Origin of the sequence: Paenibacillus aestuarii (genome assembly GCF_027789125.1) — a bacterium.
GTDB lineage: Bacteria > Bacillota > Bacilli > Paenibacillales > NBRC-103111 > Paenibacillus_E > Paenibacillus_E aestuarii.
The window spans coordinates 47,452-67,898 of record NZ_JAQFVF010000023.1; the positions used below are offsets into that span (position 1 = coordinate 47,452).

Sequence of the window (20,447 nt, forward strand, 5' to 3'; positions counted from 1 at the left end):
ATACAGCCGGTAGTGCAGTAATGTAAAGTCGACTGACCAGTCAGTTTTAGATCTATCATAACATATAGAAAGCTATTTTAGAAAAATATTCATTTAATCTTAAATTAGAAAAGCCCCCTGGTGGGGGAGTCTCTGCCTTTTATTTTGTTTACATAATAAAAGTTACGTTACCTTTAAATCCCCACCCTCTTATAATAAATCACAGTTGCGTCTAAGTTACCGTTCGCGGATTTGGCATAATCGGGGATTCGACCCGCTTCTTGATACCCAAGTGTAGCATATAGATAGTTCGACGGGTCACCTTCCCTTGTATCCAACACGATTAACGATCGAAGTTCTTGCCCAGCAAGTTCCTCCGCCTTCCTCATCAACGCGCGACCGATCCCTTGTTGCCGATATTGCGGGTGCGTCATAAGCTTGGCGATTTCGGCTCGATGTGTACCGTTTGGTTTTGTACATAAATGCAGCTGTACCGTTCCGACTATCTTGCTCTGGTAGCTGGCAACGAGTAAAATCACTTCCGGTGCAAGCACATTTGTCCAATACATACGAGCTTCCTCTTGTTCTAACGGCGGTAAATAACCAATCGATGCCCCATCTTCCACGACGCGAACCAAAAGCTCTGCCAATTCTTCTAAATGATCATGAACCGAATCGATTCGCTTCAACGTTATAGGTTTAGCCAACATCTGAATACCCACTTCCTTTGCTTCGTCATAACCCAATCCTAATTCATAAATTTTCATTTGTATAACGAATGATTTTAATTATAATAATGAACAAATCAAATTATTCGAGGGACAAAACAAAATGGAACTATCACAGCTCGAAGCATTTCTCGCAGTAAGTCATTGCCGCAACTTTACACGAGCGGCTGAATATTTACATATCTCCCAATCTGCAGTTACCGCCAGAATTAAGGCCCTTGAGCAGTCGCTGGGCAAGCCGCTATTTATGCGAGATAATCGTAACGTCAGCCTCACACAAGCAGGTCTTCATTTTCAACCTTACGCTGAACGAATGCTGCTGCTCTATGAAGAAAGCAAACTTACCGTATCCGAAAGCTTAGAAAATTATATCGTCATGAGCGGTCCAGGATCAGTCTGGCATTACCGTTACTTACCTAACATTCTCGCTCTCCGGGACAATCACCCCAACGCAGCGATCAAATTTCTTAGCTATATCGACTCCAGCTATATGATCCGCGATCTTTTACTCGATGGAATCGTCCATGTTGCCATTCGCTACGAACCTATGGAGCGTCCTAATATCACAAAAATAGCACTCTACGAAGACGAAATTATCCTCGTCTCTGCCAGCCAAACCGAGCAACCTGTCACGAAGTCGGACTTCCATTCGCGAGCGTATTGTCATGTGGATTGGGGACATCCCTTCTCCGACTGGTTCTCGAATTGGGTCGGTGGTGGCTTCATTCCTGCGCTTGAATTAGACCACTCGTCAATTCAACTGACACTACTGCTGCAAGGCGCCGGCTTCGGATTTTTGCCGCGTTCTATCGCGCAGCCTTATTTGGACGAGCTGAGACTCTTTGCACTCCGATGCGAACATTCATTCCCAGTCACCCAAGCCTATGCACTCTATTTAACGGAACATCGTGATCACCCTAGCGTTAAGCTTGGCTTGCAGATACTGGGTCTCGGGTAATGCGATAAAAAAAGACTGCCCCTAAAACGAGCAGTCGTAATCCACTTACAACAGCGATTCCGCGCCATCAATGAACACTTGCGTCCCCGTGATATGACTGGAAGCCTCTGAAGCCAGGAACGCTACCAGATCGGCAACTTGCTCCGGCTGTCCTGGCGCATGTTCCAGCGGTTGGCTGCCCTGCGGATACTTGACCGGGATTTTGATTTTATCAAGTTCTGGCGTATGCAGGGTATTTTCCCCTATATTCGTCTGAATCGCTCCTGGGCAGATGGCATTGACGCGTATCTTGTACTGAGCAAGCTCCAAAGCAGCCATCTTCGTGAAAGCCACTTGGCCCGCCTTGGACGTGCTATAAGCAGACATCCCAAAATTAGAAAATTTACGGCTGCCATTGATCGAGCTTGTCACAATAATACTGCCACCGCGTTCTTTCATATGCGGAATGGCGTTTTTGACACATAGAAACGTGCCTTTCATATTCACCGCAAGCGTTTGATCCCAGTCTTCCTCTTTCATATCTTCAATAGGTGCGAGTACCCCGTTAATGCCTGCATTGGCAAAAACGACGTCCAATCGCCCCCAGGCTTTTACCGCCTGTTCGAACGCCTGGGCAACGCGCTGAGCATCAGAGACATCCGTATCCGCTATTATGGACTGGCCTCCGGCATCCATAATTTCTTGATAAGTCATCTCCGTCCGCTCATTTTTTAAATCAACCAGGCACACTTTCATCCCCTGCTGCGCCAACATCCTTGCGGCTGCCCGGCCGATCCCTGATCCCGCTCCAGTGACTAGGGCAACTTTATCTTGAAGATCCGGCAGCAGGATCCGGGGCTTTTGTAGCGTTTGCATGTTCATAAAGAATCACCTATTCCTTCTTCGCTTCATTAACGGATTGCGAAATCCTCAAGTTGGTATGCCCCTGCGCTTAGCAAAATATGTAAATCTCGCTACAAACACTATCGCCCCGCCTGAAAGATCAGGCAGGATGAAGGCAGATGATGACACTTAATGTGATTGAGGAAATCCTCTATATGTTTGACCGCTTTGTCTGCATCGCCTTTGCTCCATTGATGTTGCGCCTGGCTTATACTGTTGGCGCTTAACGATTAATCAGGGTGGAAAGTGCGTTGTTGCCGGTTGCAACCGTAGAGTGGAACGTTTGTTCTGTCCCATTGCCAGTAACGTCATTTATCACAATTATCTCCTGGTCTGCTGAAAAAACAAAAAAAAGCCTGATAACTCAGGCTTTCTCTGCTAAATGACGCTTCGTATATTCAAAAAACGCCAGCGCATCTTCCCAGGACGGGAAGCCGGCTTGAGCGCTTTTATCGCTGCCCCCGCCTTTACCCTGGAACTCGCTCAAATGCGCTTTAAAGAACGCCCCGCAGGAGAGCTCTACACGTCCGCTATTCGCAAGCACGACTTTGTTCTCGCTGGATGTGGCGAGCAGCACAGGAAGATCGCTGTCTGTGGCCAGTTTGGCGGCCAAGTTTTGCAAATCTTTCAATGGCTTGTCCGCAAACACATGTGCCACCCATGTTCCCTCACGACTTGCTAAGAGCTCTTGTGCGACATAGGCATCATTCTTCGCTTTTAGCTCATCAATCTCTTGCTGCAATTGACGCTGCTCCTGCTCCCATTTCTCAATCCGCTCCATGATGTCCTCTTTGGCCGTTTTAAACTTATTCGAAAGCGCGCCGAGAATTCGCTGGTTGTCATTAAATTCGTTCAGCGCACGGTACCCGCACAAAAAGTAAATGCGCGTATTGCCCTTCTGTTTCTCCGCTTTGAGCAGTTTAATAATGCCGATCTCGCCTGTTGACGAGACATGCGTACCTCCGCACGCGTTATACTCCACGCCTTTGATCTCAACAATCCGAATGTCTTCCGTCACCTTCGGTGGCTTGACCAGCGTCAGCTGGGCCATTTGCTCCGGCGTCACAAAATAGCTGACCACGCTTAAATTCTGGTAGATGCGCCGGTTTACCTCGCGCTCGATCGCCGTCAACTGTTCGTGGCTCAGCTCCGGCCGTTCAACATCAATGGACGCGTGATCGCTGCCCATATGAAAACTGACCGTCATCGCGTCGTACAGATCGCGGCAGACGGCTGAAAGCAGATGCTGTCCGCTATGCTGCTGCATATGATCGAACCTGCGCGTCCAGTCGATGCGGCAGCTCACTTGCTGCTCCTGCGGCAATCGCTCGACTTTGTGCAGCACTTCGTCCTCTTCCGCCATCACATCCAGCACTGGAATTCCATTGATCTCTCCTGTATCAAAGGGTTGTCCGCCTCCGGTCGGGTAAAACGCCGTCTCCTCCAGGATGACATAGTATCCGTCTTCCCGCTCCAGCGACTTTGTAATTCTCGTTTGCCACTCTGTTGTATAGGCAGACTCATAATATAGCTTTTTCGTCATATCCAAAATCCTTTCTATGAACAGGCTGCAGGTTACGCGAACACCCGTTCCATGATGATATATTCTTTGCCGTCTTTGGTGAACATTTCTTCAGTGGCGGCAAGGCCGAACTTTTCATAGAAACGCGATTTTTCCCGCCTGGCATTACAAAAGATGCGCTTGATGCCGGCTTGCTGCGCTTCAACAAGCAGATGGTTCAGCAGTATGCTGCCATAACCTTTATTTTGCTCGGAGACACGTGTCGCAAATTTGCGAAATTGGCCGTCGGATCCATCTATAAAGAGAGAAACGACCGATATCAGCTGATTTTCCGCAAAAAGCCCATAATGCCGCCCTTTGTCATCATCTGGCAGTTTGACATAATCGGCATCCTTCTCCGGCCACATGACTTCATGGCGCAGCTGCCAAGCGAGTTCTTTCTCAATATTTCTGATCTCCACATCATCATCTCCAAAGTTGTTCTTCATGCATCGTACCGTAAAATGGGTCTCTACTCAATAGCTGTTGCCATAATGCCTTTTTTATTGATGATTGCTAGTTTACCCATAGAAGCTTGGCCTCTATTGAATATATATATCATATCGAAATAAGTTACTAGCAGGTGATGTTCAATGAGAGGTCTATCGGGTGCGCGGATTGTCCGTTTCGCGGTTATCGGCGACAGTCATATCGGGTATCCGACAAGTCTGCCCACGTTTAAACACATACTCATGGAAGCTGTGCGAACCGGCAATAAAAGGTTTGTTATTTTCGGAGGCGATAATAAGCATGGCTCTTCAGGGGCGTCGGCCGAGGCGGATTATTTGGCGTTCAAAGAAACCGTTACTGAAGTGCTGGGCCCGAGAAAAATCAGATACAAAGCGTCGATCGGCAACTGGGAGACAAATACGAGAGGTTTGTTCCGCAGATATCTTGGCGACGTCTATGGCATCATGACGTTTCCCGGAACACAGGGGCGGGTCAAATATGTATGGCTGGATAACGCAATTGGGAGATTTAGTCAGGCGAGTTTAAGTTTACTCAAAGGACTGGATGCCAACTCTTACTATATTATCAACTGCCATTGGCCGTTACGCGTTAACGGTATCAGCATTGATTCCTCGCAAATGATCTCGCAGCAGGAGACAGACCGCTTTTTCGAAGCGATTCCACCTCATGTCCGTAATAAAGTGCTTGCTATTTTTACGCATCACGCGCATTTGTTTTGTGCTAAGCAGGAACATATTTATCCGGGATTCCCATTTACTCAGTATTACGTCTGCGGCTGCTCGGGCGCCTACAAATGCCCAACGGATGAGACCGGCTTCATCCGGGGCTACTATGATGCGTCCATCGTCTTTCGCAACCGGCAAGCCGGCATCGTGGTCAGGCATGTGCAGGCTTAAGCTTCAACGACCGGATTCTTTTCTTTGCGGATCAAACTAATGATCAGCGCAATACTTGCGGCAAAGGCGAGGATAATCAACATAAAAGGCAAGCGTGGATCCAAGGCGTAAGCCCATCCCCCTATGACGCCTGAAGGCGAAATAAACAGCAGCACAAGCACTTGCAAAATGGAAAACATTTTCGCCCGGTGTTCATCATCGATGGCATTCGCCACGACGGCTTCCAGATATGGGCTCGCAATAATGCTCCCCGAGGCTGCCAACATCGTGCTGAGAATGACCGGAACGATCTGCCCTGGCAGCGCCGCAATCAGCAGGCATTTGGAAGCAATCGCCAGCGCAAAGCCCATAATCATATACTGGCGGGCTTTTTTCTCTTGAAAGCGCGGAATGATCAGGAAAATCAAAGCGAGCATCGCTGCGGAAGAAATCGCCGGAAAGATCCCGATCAAGGCATCGCTGATTTTCAAAGCTTCCACCAGGTAAAGTGATAGATACGTATTTTGCAACGTAATTTGAAAGTTGAAACAAATATATACACCGAAAACCGTCATTAACGTACGGTTGGACAAGACAGTCTTCATCACATCGATATACTCGCTTAAGCTGTCCCTTAGCCTCACGGTCGTATTTTCTTTCATTTTCCGCAGCCCGATCTCCGTTTCATGGGTCGCATAGTTACGGGCAATGAACATCACGGTGACGCTTATGCAAAAAACGATATAAAGAATACGCACGGCAGGGACCAGTGTAAAATGATGCACTAACAGCCCGGCGAGCGGCGCAAATAAACCGCCAATCACGCCAATGATTTGCAGAATGCGAAAAATAATCGAGCGATCCTTCGGCTCCGTGTCCTCGACTAATAGACAATACCAAGCCGTGTTGGGAACACGAAGAAAGCTATTGAACACGGCCGCAATCAGAAAGTACCAGAAATTTTGCGATAGCGCCCAAATGAGTGTCGGGATACTCCAGCTTAGAAGATCGTAATAAAGCAGCGCCTTGCGTCTGCCCAACCGGTCCGTCAAATACCCACTAATAAACGATGTGAAAATTTGCAAAATAAGCCCCAGCGACGTTATGAAACCGATCTGCCATTCATTGACACCCAGTTCATACATATATACCGACACATACGTCGTAATCATGCTGTAAGGCAAAATAAACAGCGGTTCGTACAGCAAACAGCCTCTGGCATTCCCCTGGATACTCCTAAACAAGTTCATCCCTCCACGTTTATCAACCTGTGCGGTATTTTTCTTTGGAAGCGCTCTCCAAGCGCCATGTATGCTCACTTCGATTTAAAGGGACTCATTTCCTGCATGTGGACGAAAGGATCTCAGCAACTTTTGCACTTCCACTGCGTCTACTTATGCGAGGGATATGGATTTATTTTCCAAATGGAATCGTTAGGAGCTGATTTAGTGAGCAATCGGAAAAAGATTAGCCTGCTTAGCCTAGTCATTGGCGCATGCTGGATGATGCTTCCCGCCGGAGGCCATGCTGCAGAGTCAAGTGTGAAAGTGACCTTGCCCAATTTTCAAGTTAAGCTTAACGGACATGTCGTAGACAATCCATATCGGCAGTATCCCCTGCTGGTATACAAAGACATTACTTATTTCCCGATGACTTATTTTGATAGCCGAATGCTCGGTTTAGTGTCCACATGGTCTGCGGAGAACGGGTTGGCGATTCAAAAAGATCAGGTGACCGCTGCGTATCATACATACGAGTCGGATAAAAAGAATGCGGTAAGCAATAGAGCTTCCATTGCCTCTTTCGACATTACAGTCAATGGTCATCCTGTTAATAACGCGAAGCAGGAATACCCGTTATTGACCTATAAGGATGTAACTTATTTCCCTTTAACCTGGGCGTACGCCCATGACCAATTCGGTTGGAACTATACGTGGGATGCTGCTGAGGGACTGACCATTGATTCCGATAATCCGCAGCTTGAGCAAATCGGGTTGCCGGCAGAAGCTGGAGCGAACAGCGTCGCTCTGTATAAAGGCTATTACTACTATACGCTGACAAATGGCAGCAAGAATGAAATTTATCGAGCACCTGTTAACGATTTACATGCCCGTGAACTCGTCTACACGTATGATATCGAAACCGCTTATGGCTTACAAAAGATGATGGGCTTTGAGCTCAGAAATGATGATGAACTATGGTTCAACTTTCATCTAGGCGGCGGCATTATGGGGCATGATGAATACGGCAAAATTGCTCCGAACGGCCACGGGTCAATCGAGCACCGTGGTTATTTGAATTTTGAGGATGCAGCCATTGGCACTGTTATCGTGGATTATTCCGTACCGCCGAGCAGCAATAATTTATGGCTAATACCTCAAGATCATGCAGGTACTCATGAAGCCAAATCGATCGGGAATCCGAATTTTTTGTATGGATGGCATACCCCAGACGGTGGCGCAACAAGCTTTGCAAGAGGCACATCCTCGGCAGTAAGGGGGAACGATGTTTATGTGTTGGCTTCCGAAACCGGTTATGCCAACAACATGATGAACTATATTTATAAGGTGAATGTAACGACGAATCAAACCGTCAAAGTGGTCCGAGACGCCGTTAGCCAATTTGCGGTGCGCGGAAACGAGCTTTACTACATCAAGCAGGATGACAGTTATATATACAGTTTCAATCTGGATGGAACGAACGAGAGCAAGCGGTCGGCTCGTAAAGCGACCAGTTGGTATATTAGCGCCGAAGGCAATCTCTACTACTTATCCCTTGATGAGCAAGGGGCCAATCATTTGTTCAAGGCAATGGCCGACGGTGACGATAAGCAGATTTTGCCCGATGCACTGCAAAGTGTTGAGGCCATAAATAATTGGCTGATCTGCACGCCTGCGAACGGTCGATATGAGGGATTGATCATTTTGGATCCATCGGGCAAGCTGCTGGCGAAAATGGCGGAGCCGATTTCCAGCCTCTTTATCCATGATGGCCAGATTGTGATGACGACGACTGAGGATCACTTGGTTGTGTCGTTAGGTGCACGCGCCACGCAGGAGGATTAACAGAACATTCGTTCTGTTAATGGGCGGGCAGAGCGGCGAGCGGGGCTTTTTGCCCGCTCATTCATGTGCCTGCCAATTTTCTTCCGTCAGGTCTGCCATAACGGCCATCGCCGCCTTGCTGCCCGAGGCGGCGGCATAAATTAATTGCGATGGCATCACATAGGCCGAATCCCCTGCCGCATAAACGCCGGCAGCGGTAGTTCGGCCCATCTCATCGGTAACAATCCCGCCGTTCATGGCCGTTTCATAGCCAAGCGCTGCTTCGAATTTGGCATTGGGCAGCAGAACGGCATCTACAAAACCGCCGCTGCACTCGATCTGTGTGCCATCCGCGAAATTCACGCGTTCCAGCATGCCATTCTGCCCGGTAAAAGACGCAATAGGCACATCCACGATCCGGATCGATCGCGAAACCAGCTGCTCCCGCTGCTCCGACGTAAGAATATCTCGGCCATTCGTACAGACGATCAAATCGCGGCTCCAATTGATTAGCAGTTTAGCCTTATGAAAGACAGTCGGTTCATCCGATACGATGACTAACTTTTGGTCACGCAGCTCCCAACCGTCGCAAAACGGGCACTGAAACAAACTTATCCCATAAAACTCACGAATGCCCTCAATCTCAGGAAGCTCCTCCCTCAGTCCTGCAGCCAATATCAGCTTACTAGCCTGCACTTGCACACCCGACGAGGTGCTGACGATGAACCCTTGATCGTCCTTGCGAACATCGGTCACCTTCGTTTGCCGATGCTCGACGCCAGGGTATTTCAGCACCTCCTCGATGGCAATGCGGCGAAATTCCCCAGGCTCAATGCCGTCTCGCGTAATAAAACCATGCGATGCATGTGTCACACCGTTCCTCGGCACACCGTTATCCAGCAGCACTACGCTCCTTCGCGCTCTGCCAAGCACCAATGCTGCATTTAACCCCGCTGGCCCGCCACCTATAATTGCACAATCGTAAATCATAACATCCATCCCTTCAACTGAACTTAACTGAGATATTAAAGACTCATGATATCCATAATAGTTACAAAAAAGAAGCAAAGCCTACTTCATCATAGTCACTTTGCAAAATTTGAACTTTTCGCTGCTTGAACGGCTATATCCGTCATCTTGGTCTTCTTTAGATGCTGCTCCATGGCTACCTCGGCCGCCAGCATCGTCTGATGTATCAGGCACTGGGAATCTTCGCTGCCACAGCATTCGAATAGCGAAACAGTGCCTTCCACCGCATGAATGATGTCCAGAAAGGAAATGTCCTCTTTCTTACCCTTCAACCGATATCCCCCGTTAGCACCGGATGCAGACTCAATGAGTCCCGCCTTCACAAGCTTCGTCAGTATTTTTGACAAATACGTCGGGGATACGCTCTGCGCATCAGCCAACTGCAGCACGCCTACGGGCTTATCCGGCGCAAAAGCCATCAAATATAACATCGTATGAAGCGCATAGTTCGTCGCTTTGGAAAATTTCATCTTTTTCGCCACCAATCATAGATATCATGTGTCTATAATAGCCACATTGCAACCGAACTGTCAAGCAAAAGCAATCAGCTGAAGATTAAGGCACAAAACTTTCATGACCCTCTACCGGGCCACTGGCTATCTTGGATCAAGCCTAATTCTAACTAAATACGATCATTTCGTGTGATGAGTAGTTCTGCTTTCATAAAAAAAAGCCGCAATTTATGCGGCTTTCTCACCCAATATTACCACAGCGAAGGCTTGGTCACCATAAACCAAAGCATCATTAATAAAAGAAATAGATAAATCCAGATCGAGCGCTGCAGCGCTCGAACGATCTGCTGTTTATCCTGCCCCGGTTCATTAAGTTTTCTTAGCTTCGGTGAAAAAGCGCGAGCCAGAAAAAATAATGAACTAAGCAAAATAAGCACCGTCATAACAATCCATGGCGTATTCCACGACCATGATCCCATGACGGCAAGTAAGATGCCGGATACGACCAATATGTGGCCTGTATGTTTCGCCAACCGGATCGCAAATCTGAATGTCAGCAGATAGGCCTCTTGCTCAGCCCCCTCTGCCGTAGCCAATTTCTTGGCGGTCGGCAGCAGGACAAAAAACGGGCCGATCGAGACAATGGCACTAAGAATGTGCACATAGAGCAAAAGGTTATGCAGAATGATCACGTTTATTTCTGTGAAACCGGCCGGAACTCATGCACCCATACTTTCATCTGCGGCAACCAAGGCATGCCAGGATGCATCGACAGGATGGATTGCTTATACGCTTCGAGGTCGGCATACCCCTCTTGCTTCGCATTGTCCTCGGTTAATTCACCAAGCGATTGCGAATATACGTTCTCCACCACGAATTCATGGCCTTCAAGCGTCATGATTTCTCCCACATCGGCATAGCGGCCGTTGCGGCGTGTGGCTGTTTTGCGCCCTTGAATGACTTTCTCTACATCGGCGGGCAAGGTGACTAATCGCTCAATTGTACATGTTTTGGGTGGCAAAGAGTTGGAATCTGTTGGTTGTGACACGGTATTGTTCCTCCTTCATATCGTCAACCCACTTTATCATAAATTGCAGCAAATTGGAAATTTGCTCTATACACAAACTAGAGAACAAATGTTCCCTTAACCTTTTGCCGTCTCACCCACGAATGGCTGGCGAACGTCTACCCCTTTGCGCTTAGCAACGAGCAGCGTGACCAGTCCGCTTAGGATCGTTACGATAGCCAGAATCACCATGAAGGCGGAGATGCCGAGCCAATCCAAGCACGCACCCGTCGCAAGCAAAGCTACCTGAAACATGACGCGGTCCAGCATGCCCCGGAAGGAGAAGAAGCGGCCTTGCGTTTCTCGCGGCACTTTGATTTGAAATAAAGTCGACACCATCGGGAAGAAGAAGGCGACCGCGCAGCCAAATAAGACAAAAGAACTGAGTACCGCATAGCTGTTCTCACTAAAGGACATTCCGGCAAAAGCAAGTGCAAACAACAGCATGAACAGTGTCGAGCTGATCACCAAATTGCGCGTACCGATCAGACGTTTGGCGAACAAGCCGACCACCAGAATGCTGGATCCTTCAATCGAGTAAATCCACCCCATCAACTCTGGCTTATGCTGGATTTGACTAAACTTCAAGACGAGCAAGTTAAAACCGCCGAGAAATAACGTGATGACACCGCTGTTGATCAAGGCAATCAGGATCGATGTCTCTTGGCGAATTAGCGGGAACATCTCCGAGAACTTGATTTTCTCCTGTTTTTTGCCTGGACTGCCTTCCGCATGTTTCGGAATATTCAACCTGGTAATCAACAGGACGAGGAAGGCATAAAAAACGAGTGACATCGCATAAACCGTATACAAATTCATGACAACGACCAAAATGCCTGCGATAGCCGTGCCGCCGATTCTCGCGATCGTCGTGACATTGAAGTTGATGCTGTTCGCTTTGAGCAGCTTGGAAGCGGGAACGACCGCAGGCAATGCGGCTTGAACAGTCGGCATGTACACCGTGGCGGCCAATTGCATGATGACGACAGAAAGAAGCATAAGAGCGACGGACTCGAATCGAATTGCCGCGAACATGACAATTGGCGCAAGACAACGTACCAGGCCTGAAATAAATAAAATTTTCTTCTTATCATAGCGGTCTGCCCATACGCCAGCCTGTGGCGAAATCAATACGCCGAGAAAAAGCCCGCACATCAAAATTAAGCTTTTGCCCAAATCTGACGGGACATGGTTCTGCATAAATTGCAAGTTGGCGATGATGCTGGTCCAAATCCCGCCGCCTTGGATAGCTTCACCGATCATCATATACATGAACGTTCGGTTCCGAAGCAAGGAATGATCCATATGTAATCTCCTTTTTCAATAACTTTTGGCGCGAAATCACTCTTCAAGCCTGCTGCTGCGCAGCTTCGTTTGCAAGAAGTGAATACAACCATGGATAATGACGAACAGAACGCCGATATTAATCGCATGATCTGCCAAATTAAGAATGCCGCGACCTGAACGGGATATTAAAAAATCAGTCACTTGTCCAAATATGATCCGGTCAATCCCATTGCCAACTGCGCCACCAACGAGAAAAGCAAGCCCAATGTCCAGCCATTTGCCTTGCAGTTTCCAGGATCGGCGGTAATAAAGAACGCCAATGACGAACAAGACGGCAATCACAGCAAATAATCGGCTGTACCCTTGAAACATGCTGCGCGCCATACCGCTATTCTCGTAATGGGTGAGATTCAAATGCCAATAGGTGATCGTTTCACCAACCTGAACATATGTTCGAATTAAATATTTAGATACTTGATCAATGACAACTACCAATCCAGCTATGAGATAAAATAGCATGACGCCCACTTTCCTCCCTTCCGTCTATGAATCTTCAGTATATCACAATTAAATCTCGGGAGAGTAAGTTGAGTCAGTACCGGTGATGAGCGGCAGTAGTTAGGTTTTGCCCACTTACAAGCGTTTTTTTCACGCGGATAGAAATTTCCGTGGGCAAAGTCGGACGGCTTGAGGATCGAGTATGGTGCAAGTTGTCTTAATCGCTATACAGCAACTTTTCTTTATAAAGAAAAAGCAATCCACCTTAATTTTTCAAGCGTAAGGGGATTGCTTTTTTTATGAACGAAATAACTTCTTTATTTAGCTTGGATATACCCTTCCGCTTTCAACAGTTCAGCAATCAGAACGGCGCCGCCGGCTGCTCCGCGCAATGTGTTATGCGATAGTCCGACAAATTTAAAATCGTATAAAGAGTCCTCACGCAAACGGCCCGCCGAAACGCCCATACCACGCTCGATCTCGCGATCCAGACGAGTTTGCGGTCTGTTCTCTTCTTCAAAATAGGTGATGAACTGTTTAGGCGCGCTTGGCAGTCCCAGTTCTTGCGGACGACCTTTGAAGTTGTACCAGCGATCCAAAATCTCTGCTTTGGACGGTTTGTTCTCAAAGGAAACGAACACCGTAGCCAAGTGACCATCTGTCACCGGCACGCGAATGCATTGCGTTGTGATCAAAGGCGCGCTCGCTTTGACAATCTCATCACCTACAACGCTGCCCCAGATACGCAGCGGCTCCTGCTCGCTTTTTTCTTCCTCGCCGCCAATGAACGGGATGATATTGTCCAGCATTTCCGGCCAATCCGTGAAGTTTTTGCCTGCCCCGGAAATCGCCTGATAAGTCGAAGCCACGACTTTGGTCGGCTTGAAATCAAGCAGAGCATGAAGCGCCGGCACATAGCTCTGAATGGAGCAATTCGGCTTCACAGCAATGAATCCTGTAGCCGTGCCAAGTCTTTTGCGCTGAGCTTCAATAACACCCATATGACTTGGGTTAATTTCAGGAATAATCATTGGGACATCAGGTGTCCAGCGATGAGCCGAGTTATTGGAAATGACCGGCGTGCCCGTTTTAGCGTAGGCTTCTTCCAACGCCTTAATCTCCTCTTTCTTCATATCGACCGCGCAGAAAATAAAGTCGACATCAGCGGCGACCTCTTCCACTTTGGATGCATCTTGCACAATAATATGTCTGACCTCTTCCGGAATGGCACCGGACATTTTCCATCTGCCTTGCACAGACTCTTCATATGTTTTGCCTGCGGAACCGCTGCTAGCCGCAATCGCCGTTACTTGAAACCATGGGTGCTGATCGAGCAGCTGTACAAAACGCTGACCCACCATACCCGTTCCTCCAACAATACCAACCTTCAACTTCGCTGTCATCTGATATTCAAATCCTTTCCATAGGGTCTCTAACTAACTATTCAAACCGTTTCATTTGGTGCACCGCTTGCGTCCCATTCCTGCCATATGGACAGTAACAAAAAAAATCCCACCCCCAAGACTTATGTCAGTCTTAGGGACGAGATTTTGTATACTCGTGGTACCACCCCAGATTCGCCGATATGTCGCCATATGGGCCTCTTCAAGTACGGCATTATCATACTAATGCTTATACTTTAGCTCTGTAACAGGAGCTCCTGTCACACCATCCCCCGCTACTTCGGGTTCCGGTGTGCTGCTCTGAGTTTTTCTTCAATAAAGATTTCTTTACTCCTTTTCAGCTGACGGAGCTCTCTGTGAAAGATTTCAATTATTTACTCGTCTCTTCACCGCATTTGAATGTTGGAGTTATTTTATCAAATAACTTTAATCAGGTAAATACAATTTTTAAAATTTTTTAAAAATGTGCGGATGTTCTTGAAGGTCCTATAACCGTTTGGCGTAGCAATGCCTGAGCTTGCCGCCATACATGAGGCGGGTGAATTGTCGGACAAATCCAGCTGCTTCCAGGTTCAGCCGACTTGGGCGATTATCAGGATGTACAGTCGAGTACAAATACAGACACCCGCGCTCACAAGCCCGCTGCTCACGAACTTCATGGAAATGCCGCTGCAGCCCCCGTCCGCGCGCCGTTTCATGGACAACCGTAGCATCTAAAACGCCGACGTAAGGTAATTCTTCCTCCGGGACGCCAAACTCCCGCGCCAAGTTTTTTTCCGACGTACCGGGAAATGCCAGAACCGAATAGGCGACAAGCTGATCATGCAAAAAAGCGCCAAAGATTTCGCCCTGCTCTTCCACATGGTGGTGCAAATACGGTTCATCATCCATAGCAAAATGATCCGGTTCAGGCAGCCGCGAAATAACGTCTAGCATAAGTGCGCGCACCAGCGGCACATCTTCATGCGCTAGACGGCGTATATGCCATTCTGCATCAAAATCTGCGATCATACCAGGCGCACCTCCATTATCGGTGAGCCGTGTATCGGTTAGCGCGTGAAGCGGCTTGAATGGCTTGGCGTTCTGCGGCCGTTAGCGGCACAGCACCGGCAGCCGATAGATTGCTTCTCAGCTGTTCCAGGCTGCTGGCGCCGGGAATGACGACGCTGACCGCCGGGTCGCTTAGCACGTAGCGGATGGCCGTCTGCTCCAGCGTACGTGCGGAGCCGGCGATGTCCAGCAGGCTGCGCCGCAAGGCCGGCAGTTCCGCCTGGCTGTAGTCCAGGTAGTCGCGCTGCGTCTTGCGCTCCCCGCCTGCTGTAAGGATGCCGCCGGCGAGCGGCCCGCGCGCAATCAGTCCGATCTCGTGCGCTCCCAGCAGCGGCAGAACCTCCTCCTCGGCGCGGCGGTCGAGGATGCTGTACTGGTTCATGACGCTAACGATGCCGGAGCGGCGGACGTATTCGCGAATGACATTCGGCCTTATGGAGGAAATGCCATAATGCCTGATGAGTCCTTCCCGCTGCAGCTGTTCGAAGGCTTCGATCGTCTCGTCCATCGGATCTTCCAGCGTGCCTCCATGGAGCTGATATAAGTCGATGTAGTCCGTCCCGAGCCTTCTTAAACTCTCCTTCACAGCGGATAAAATATAAGCTTTGGACGGGTCCCACGTCCAGCCATCCTTACCAGGCTCGCGCCGATTGCCGACTTTCGTCGCGATGATAACATCCTTTCGCCGGCCGCGGATCGCTTGGCCCACCAATTCTTCATTTCGGCCAGCATCATAGAGATCGGCCGTATCGAGAAAATTGATCCCTTGCTCAAGGGCTTCATGAATGATCGGAATGGCTATGGTTGCCTCCGTTCCTAATGACATGCAGCCAAGACCGATTTCGCTGACGAATAAATCCGATTTGCCTAAGCGATTGCGCTTCATCTAATCATCCTCCTATCCGATGTTTCCGTCTAAACGCATAGTAAAAAGCAAATGACTGCCTAGCGGCAGTCATTCCCATCCAATCTACGTTTATCGTACCATACTATTCCTTATATATCCACGCCACTGTTAGCCTTGATAGCTTTTCACCGTGTTTTTATCCCCGACTTTCACGGTGACTTCCTTCGTTTGTCCGTCACGGGAGATCGTTAATTTGATTTGATCGCCTACAGCCGCAGACTGAATGGCTTTGGTCAGTTCATCTGCATTGGCGATGGCTTTGCCGTTAACATCTTGAATCACGTCATATTGACGGATGCCTGCCGCGAATGCCGGGGATCCTTCCACGACTTCGGCAACGACAGCACCGTTCGTGCTTTTAATTTTTAAATCTGACAGCATGTCATTTGTCAGATTCTGCAGAGCAACTCCAATGTAAGGAGCGGGTTCTTTGGGAATCGTTTCGTTATTTTTCAGCTTATCGATCACAGAGTTGATGGTGCTGGCCGGAATCGCAAAACCCATGCCTTGCGCTTGCGAATTGACAGCTGTATTCACCCCGATGACTTCGCCATTCATATTGAGAAGCGGGCCGCCGGAGTTCCCTGGATTAATCGCTGTATCGGTCTGCAGCAAATGCTTATAATTCCGCGTGCCTTGTTCATCGTCGATGCTGATTTCCCGCTCTTTGGCGCTTAATACGCCGGTTGTAACGGAGTAGTCAAAATCATACGGATTGCCGATCGCCACAAGCCAGTCGCCGATTTGCGTATCGTCCGAATTGCCAATTTTCAAAGAAGGGAATGCTTTATCACCATCTATTTTAAGGACCGCCAAGTCCAGATCGTAGCTGCTGCCTAGCAATTTCGCTGTAAACGGAGTATCGTAACCCTGAACGTATACGTCAATTTCATCCGCACCGTCAATCACGTGCTCATTCGTGAGAATATAGCCGTTGGAGTCAAAAATAAACCCGGAGCCAATGCCATTCTCAATCGTATCGCCACTTTGCGAATCTTGCCCCAACATATTTCTTCTCGTATTTCCTTGGCTCTTCTGATTTATTTTTGTTTCGATTTTAACAATCGCAGGGCTTGAAGCTTTGGCAATTTGTGCGACACTGTTCGTTCCATTGCTGTTCAGCGATGCGGTTTGCACACCGCCAGTGGTGTTAGCTGTGGCTGCCGCTGCACTCGTTTGAACGTTATGACCATCTACACCAAACAGATCCAATTTATCTGAAGTGTACATCAAGCCGCCGACGGCGAGCGCTCCAGCCATGAATGCCGCAAAAGCGGTTCTCATCATCGAGCTTCGAGGTTTGTTCGTTACCTGTATATCTTTTAAATTTATCATGTGGTTCATCTCTTCATTGCGATTTTCGTTCATGTTATTATGTTCAGTCATATGTCATACCGCCTTTCGTTAGCGTCTATTGTGTGGTGCCGATGTAACTATCATAGACAACTAACATGAAACGAGACTTAAATTAGGCTGATGATAAGTTAAAAGTTAACTGAGTATTCGCTGAAGAGATGCTTTAGAACTTGAAGTTCAAATTAATTTAAATCGCTGCAAATGATCGATGAGTTCCTCTTTCTTTAAAATTTCGACCTGTTTCTTGCCGATTAAATCATAATGAGGATATTGCTCGCGGTAATGGATGTAAGCCGGATCCAGACCATTGGCGCGACACCACGCTTGCAGCCGGTCGACATCGCAGCAGCCTACTTTGGTTACCGTCTTAACGCCGCTGAATCGTGGATCCAGCCAATAATGCGTCAAGAAAGCAATCTCTCCTTGCGCACATTTACTTTTCCACGCGTTCAATTCGCTCTTGGTTACCCCGAAAGCCATGTCATCCATCTCCATTTCATGAACAGATTTAAATTGAAAACAGCTTGGCATACTAACCTTGAGCTCAGCCTCCAATTAAACAGCAAGCAGCCTTGCGGCTGCGTTCATCTTAGTTTATCGTAAAAGTCCCATTGTACATATACATTCCACAGTGGTAGGTGTAAGTACCGGGCTGTACATGGTCCAAAGTTACAATATTATTGCCCTTGTCCAGCGGGACGTCCAGACCTAGTTCTGTGGATGCCATGCTTTTGATGCACGTAAGCCCTGTCGTTTTGATGAAATTGATTTTCGCAGGGACACCGGCTTTCAAATCAAGATGATTCGGAACAAAGCCGTCTGCAGTCACTTGTACGGTCGCAACTTGGTAACCCGCAGCTTGCTCGGCCAACAATGGATCCACGGGATCAGGGCGACCTTGAGTATATATAAGAAGGGCCGCGCTTACGCCTATGATTAAACCCGCCGCCGTGAAAGCTAATTTCCATTTCTTTTTCATAACAACATCTCCTTAAGCTTCTTTCCATTGTATCCGTGTATTCCTTTTAAGTATAACGGTTCGGCAGCAAAGCTCTGCCTTCATATATGACATATTATAAACAAACATTTGAGCATTCTATGAATAGAGCAAAAAAAGAGCCGCCGCATTCACTTGCGCAGCAAGGCTCTTTTGGTTACATCAGCTTATGTTTGACAAAAAAGGTGTAGACAATACCTGCAGCTGCCAAAACAACCGCAACACTAACGCCTATCATCGTATATTTCATTCGGCGTTTTCTCTTTCTGGTCTGCAGTTCTGTCTGTAGAGCGCCCAGCATCAGATCCGCGGCCGCGTTGAAGCGATCTTCAGCTGTTTCGATGATGATGGCGCCGCATTTGGAACAATATCGTTGATAATCAACGATTTTATTACATTTAGGGCATTCTACCATATGTCCCGCATTCCTTCCGAACTTTTCCTCAGATTAAGCTCCAGAACTAGGAAAGTCAACAATAGCTACCAACATGACGTAATATTCTCGGAAATAGCTGCAAATTTTTGTAACCGATCAGAATAGTCGGAATGCTAAGCAGGAGATTGCTTTTACACTGTCGAAATTTATTGACAATAGAAGAAGATGCTTTTCAAGCACTTACATTTAAAGGTGATCGAACAAGAATGACTGTTATTAAAGATTTTCTGTTACAATTGGCGCTTGTTACTTGTTTATTGTTTGCTTTTCAAATCTTTTTTGCCGAGCGACTTGAACGAAATACGCGTTTGAAAGTGATTATGCCCTTCGTCTTCGGCACGGCCATCCTCTTATGTATGACTTTTCCGGCTTATGTAGGTGACGAATATCGCCTCGATATCCGTATTATCCCTATGTTGCTCGGTACGCTTTATGGCGGCGTGGAATCCGGCATATTTTTGTCACTATTAATTGTCCTCTATCGTTTGTACATCGGCGTTGACTTAGGTTTTTACAATACGATTATTACGCTGCTCTTTGGTTTACCGGTTTTCCTATATTTTCAAAAGCATTTTATAAGCGCGAGTAAAAATAAAAGGGTTCGCATCGTCCTTCTTTTATCGGCATATTACAGCATAATCGGCTCTCTCACCGGATTCTTATTTCATCCGATCTCACGGGAAGTTATTCAAATCCAGATCATCCATCTGCTAACCACCCTCATCTTTGTCGGGTTCTTCACGTCCTTGAATGAATTCACCAGGGAAATCATTCTGAAGAATCAGCAGCTTCTGTCGGAAGCTGAGCGGCTGCGGGTTGTCAGTGTGTTAACGAGCGTGTTTGCTCATGAAATTCGCAATCCGATGCAGGTGACGCGCGGTTTTCTTCAGCTTCTGAACGAGCCGCATCTACCTGCAAAAAACAAACAATACATCCGCTACTCCATCGAGGAATTAGATCGTGCCAATGCTATTATTGATGATTTATTAGCTTACGGAAAGCCTGCTGCGCAGGATCTTACGCGCTTCGATGTCGCTTTGGAGCTGCGTCGCGTAGAGAATCTCATTCAAAGCTACGCCATTTCGAACAACGTCACCATTCAGACTCGTTATGAAGACAATTGCTGGATCGAAGCCAATCCCCAGAAACTGAATCAATCGCTCATTAACATATTGAAAAATGCGATAGAATCCATGCCAGGCGGCGGAACGATCTGGTTGTCCTGCTTTTCGAACGACGAAAGGTACGTTGAAATTTGCGTCAAAGATCAAGGCATCGGCATGACCAAGGAACAAATTGATAAACTAGGCGCTCCTTTTTACTCGCTCAAAGAAAGCGGAACAGGGTTGGGCATGATGGTCAGCCTGCAAATTATCCGCAATTTTCACGGAAAAGTAAAAATCACGAGCGAACTAGACGTGGGAACCGAGTTTTCCATCTATCTTCCGCGAATAACGTAACGACGAAG

At 47.7% G+C, this 20,447-nt stretch carries 23 protein-coding genes and 1 other annotated feature; of the genes, 4 read left to right on the forward strand and 19 right to left on the reverse strand.

Annotated elements, in window-relative coordinates:
* Positions 1 to 173: 173 nt before the first annotated feature.
* Positions 174 to 689, reverse strand: coding sequence for a GNAT family N-acetyltransferase (locus O9139_RS08810; protein WP_270879091.1), 516 nt, complete (start codon positions 687 to 689; stop codon positions 174 to 176).
* Positions 690 to 810: 121 nt separating this feature from the next.
* On the opposite strand from O9139_RS08810, the gene O9139_RS08815 reads away from it, so the two are divergent.
* Positions 811 to 1,665 (forward strand): LysR family transcriptional regulator, encoded by an 855-nt coding sequence (locus O9139_RS08815; RefSeq protein ID WP_270879092.1) that lies wholly within the window; start codon positions 811 to 813, stop codon positions 1,663 to 1,665.
* Positions 1,666 to 1,710: 45 nt separating this feature from the next.
* Here O9139_RS08815 and O9139_RS08820 read toward each other — a convergent pair whose 3' ends face one another.
* The 4 genes from O9139_RS08820 to O9139_RS08830 form a co-directional block, all read right to left on the reverse strand.
* A complete protein-coding gene (locus O9139_RS08820; RefSeq protein WP_270879093.1) occupies positions 1,711 to 2,526 on the reverse strand; it encodes an SDR family oxidoreductase in 816 nt (271 codons plus the stop codon).
* 101 nt (positions 2,527 to 2,627) lie between these two features.
* The gene (locus tag O9139_RS33300; RefSeq protein WP_377527154.1) at positions 2,628 to 2,759 is read right to left on the reverse strand and encodes an FIMAH domain-containing protein; all 132 of its coding nucleotides are present in this window, start codon (positions 2,757 to 2,759) and stop codon (positions 2,628 to 2,630) included.
* A 152-nt stretch (positions 2,760 to 2,911) separates the two neighbouring features.
* Positions 2,912 to 4,090 carry an alanyl-tRNA editing protein gene (locus tag O9139_RS08825; RefSeq protein WP_270879094.1) on the reverse strand — a complete coding sequence of 393 codons (1,179 nt, stop codon included), beginning with the start codon at positions 4,088 to 4,090 and terminating at the stop codon, positions 2,912 to 2,914.
* Between the two features lie 32 nt (positions 4,091 to 4,122).
* Positions 4,123 to 4,530, reverse strand: coding sequence for a GNAT family N-acetyltransferase (locus tag O9139_RS08830; protein ID WP_270879095.1), 408 nt, complete (start codon positions 4,528 to 4,530; stop codon positions 4,123 to 4,125).
* Between the two features lie 171 nt (positions 4,531 to 4,701).
* Between O9139_RS08830 and O9139_RS08835 the strand changes: the two genes are divergently transcribed.
* On the forward strand, positions 4,702 to 5,475 hold the full coding sequence (locus O9139_RS08835) for a metallophosphoesterase family protein (RefSeq protein ID WP_270879096.1): 774 nt from the start codon (positions 4,702 to 4,704) through the stop codon (positions 5,473 to 5,475).
* On the opposite strand, the gene O9139_RS08840 is transcribed toward O9139_RS08835, so the two are convergent.
* Positions 5,472 to 6,704 (reverse strand): MFS transporter, encoded by a 1,233-nt coding sequence (locus O9139_RS08840; RefSeq protein ID WP_377526974.1) that lies wholly within the window; start codon positions 6,702 to 6,704, stop codon positions 5,472 to 5,474. The genes O9139_RS08835 and O9139_RS08840 overlap by 4 nt on opposite strands.
* A gap of 198 nt (positions 6,705 to 6,902) precedes the next feature.
* Here O9139_RS08840 and O9139_RS08845 point away from each other — a divergent pair, with 198 nt between their 5' ends.
* Entirely contained in the window at positions 6,903 to 8,519 is a 1,617-nt protein-coding gene (locus O9139_RS08845) for a DUF5050 domain-containing protein (protein ID WP_270879098.1), read from the forward strand.
* A 57-nt stretch (positions 8,520 to 8,576) separates the two neighbouring features.
* Here O9139_RS08845 and O9139_RS08850 read toward each other — a convergent pair whose 3' ends face one another.
* The 13 genes from O9139_RS08850 to O9139_RS08910 all read right to left on the reverse strand — a co-directional run bounded on the left by O9139_RS08850 (position 8,577) and on the right by O9139_RS08910 (position 18,958).
* Positions 8,577 to 9,488 (reverse strand): NAD(P)/FAD-dependent oxidoreductase, encoded by a 912-nt coding sequence (locus O9139_RS08850; protein ID WP_270879099.1) that lies wholly within the window; start codon positions 9,486 to 9,488, stop codon positions 8,577 to 8,579.
* Between the two features lie 95 nt (positions 9,489 to 9,583).
* Complete coding sequence (locus tag O9139_RS08855; protein ID WP_270879100.1) at positions 9,584 to 9,997, reverse strand: RrF2 family transcriptional regulator; 414 nt, start codon at positions 9,995 to 9,997, stop codon at positions 9,584 to 9,586.
* Between the two features lie 233 nt (positions 9,998 to 10,230).
* Entirely contained in the window at positions 10,231 to 10,665 is a 435-nt protein-coding gene (locus O9139_RS08860; RefSeq protein WP_270879454.1) for a DUF2269 family protein, read from the reverse strand.
* An 8-nt stretch (positions 10,666 to 10,673) separates the two neighbouring features.
* The gene (locus O9139_RS08865) at positions 10,674 to 11,027 is read right to left on the reverse strand and encodes an ASCH domain-containing protein (protein ID WP_270879101.1); all 354 of its coding nucleotides are present in this window, start codon (positions 11,025 to 11,027) and stop codon (positions 10,674 to 10,676) included.
* Between the two features lie 96 nt (positions 11,028 to 11,123).
* Complete coding sequence (locus O9139_RS08870; RefSeq protein ID WP_270879102.1) at positions 11,124 to 12,350, reverse strand: MFS transporter; 1,227 nt, start codon at positions 12,348 to 12,350, stop codon at positions 11,124 to 11,126.
* Positions 12,351 to 12,386: 36 nt separating this feature from the next.
* On the reverse strand, positions 12,387 to 12,851 hold the full coding sequence (gene lspA, locus O9139_RS08875) for a signal peptidase II (protein ID WP_270879103.1): 465 nt from the start codon (positions 12,849 to 12,851) through the stop codon (positions 12,387 to 12,389).
* Positions 12,852 to 13,147: 296 nt separating this feature from the next.
* Complete coding sequence (gene asd / locus O9139_RS08880; protein ID WP_270879104.1) at positions 13,148 to 14,233, reverse strand: aspartate-semialdehyde dehydrogenase; 1,086 nt, start codon at positions 14,231 to 14,233, stop codon at positions 13,148 to 13,150.
* 132 nt (positions 14,234 to 14,365) lie between these two features.
* Positions 14,366 to 14,632: a binding site (T-box leader), on the reverse strand.
* A gap of 87 nt (positions 14,633 to 14,719) precedes the next feature.
* Complete coding sequence (locus O9139_RS08885; protein ID WP_270879105.1) at positions 14,720 to 15,244, reverse strand: GNAT family N-acetyltransferase; 525 nt, start codon at positions 15,242 to 15,244, stop codon at positions 14,720 to 14,722.
* 16 nt (positions 15,245 to 15,260) lie between these two features.
* A complete protein-coding gene (locus tag O9139_RS08890; RefSeq protein ID WP_270879106.1) occupies positions 15,261 to 16,169 on the reverse strand; it encodes an aldo/keto reductase in 909 nt (302 codons plus the stop codon).
* Positions 16,170 to 16,298: 129 nt separating this feature from the next.
* On the reverse strand, positions 16,299 to 17,576 hold the full coding sequence (locus O9139_RS08895; protein ID WP_270879107.1) for a S1C family serine protease: 1,278 nt from the start codon (positions 17,574 to 17,576) through the stop codon (positions 16,299 to 16,301).
* Between the two features lie 147 nt (positions 17,577 to 17,723).
* Positions 17,724 to 18,026, reverse strand: a complete 303-nt coding sequence (locus O9139_RS08900; RefSeq protein ID WP_270879108.1) for a hypothetical protein — start codon at positions 18,024 to 18,026, stop codon at positions 17,724 to 17,726.
* A 109-nt stretch (positions 18,027 to 18,135) separates the two neighbouring features.
* Entirely contained in the window at positions 18,136 to 18,525 is a 390-nt protein-coding gene (locus O9139_RS08905; protein ID WP_270879109.1) for a cupredoxin domain-containing protein, read from the reverse strand.
* Between the two features lie 175 nt (positions 18,526 to 18,700).
* Positions 18,701 to 18,958 carry a hypothetical protein gene (locus tag O9139_RS08910; protein ID WP_270879110.1) on the reverse strand — a complete coding sequence of 86 codons (258 nt, stop codon included), beginning with the start codon at positions 18,956 to 18,958 and terminating at the stop codon, positions 18,701 to 18,703.
* A gap of 227 nt (positions 18,959 to 19,185) precedes the next feature.
* Between O9139_RS08910 and O9139_RS08915 the strand changes: the two genes are divergently transcribed.
* On the forward strand, positions 19,186 to 20,439 hold the full coding sequence (locus O9139_RS08915) for an ATP-binding protein (RefSeq protein ID WP_270879111.1): 1,254 nt from the start codon (positions 19,186 to 19,188) through the stop codon (positions 20,437 to 20,439).
* Positions 20,440 to 20,447: the final 8 nt, after the last annotated feature.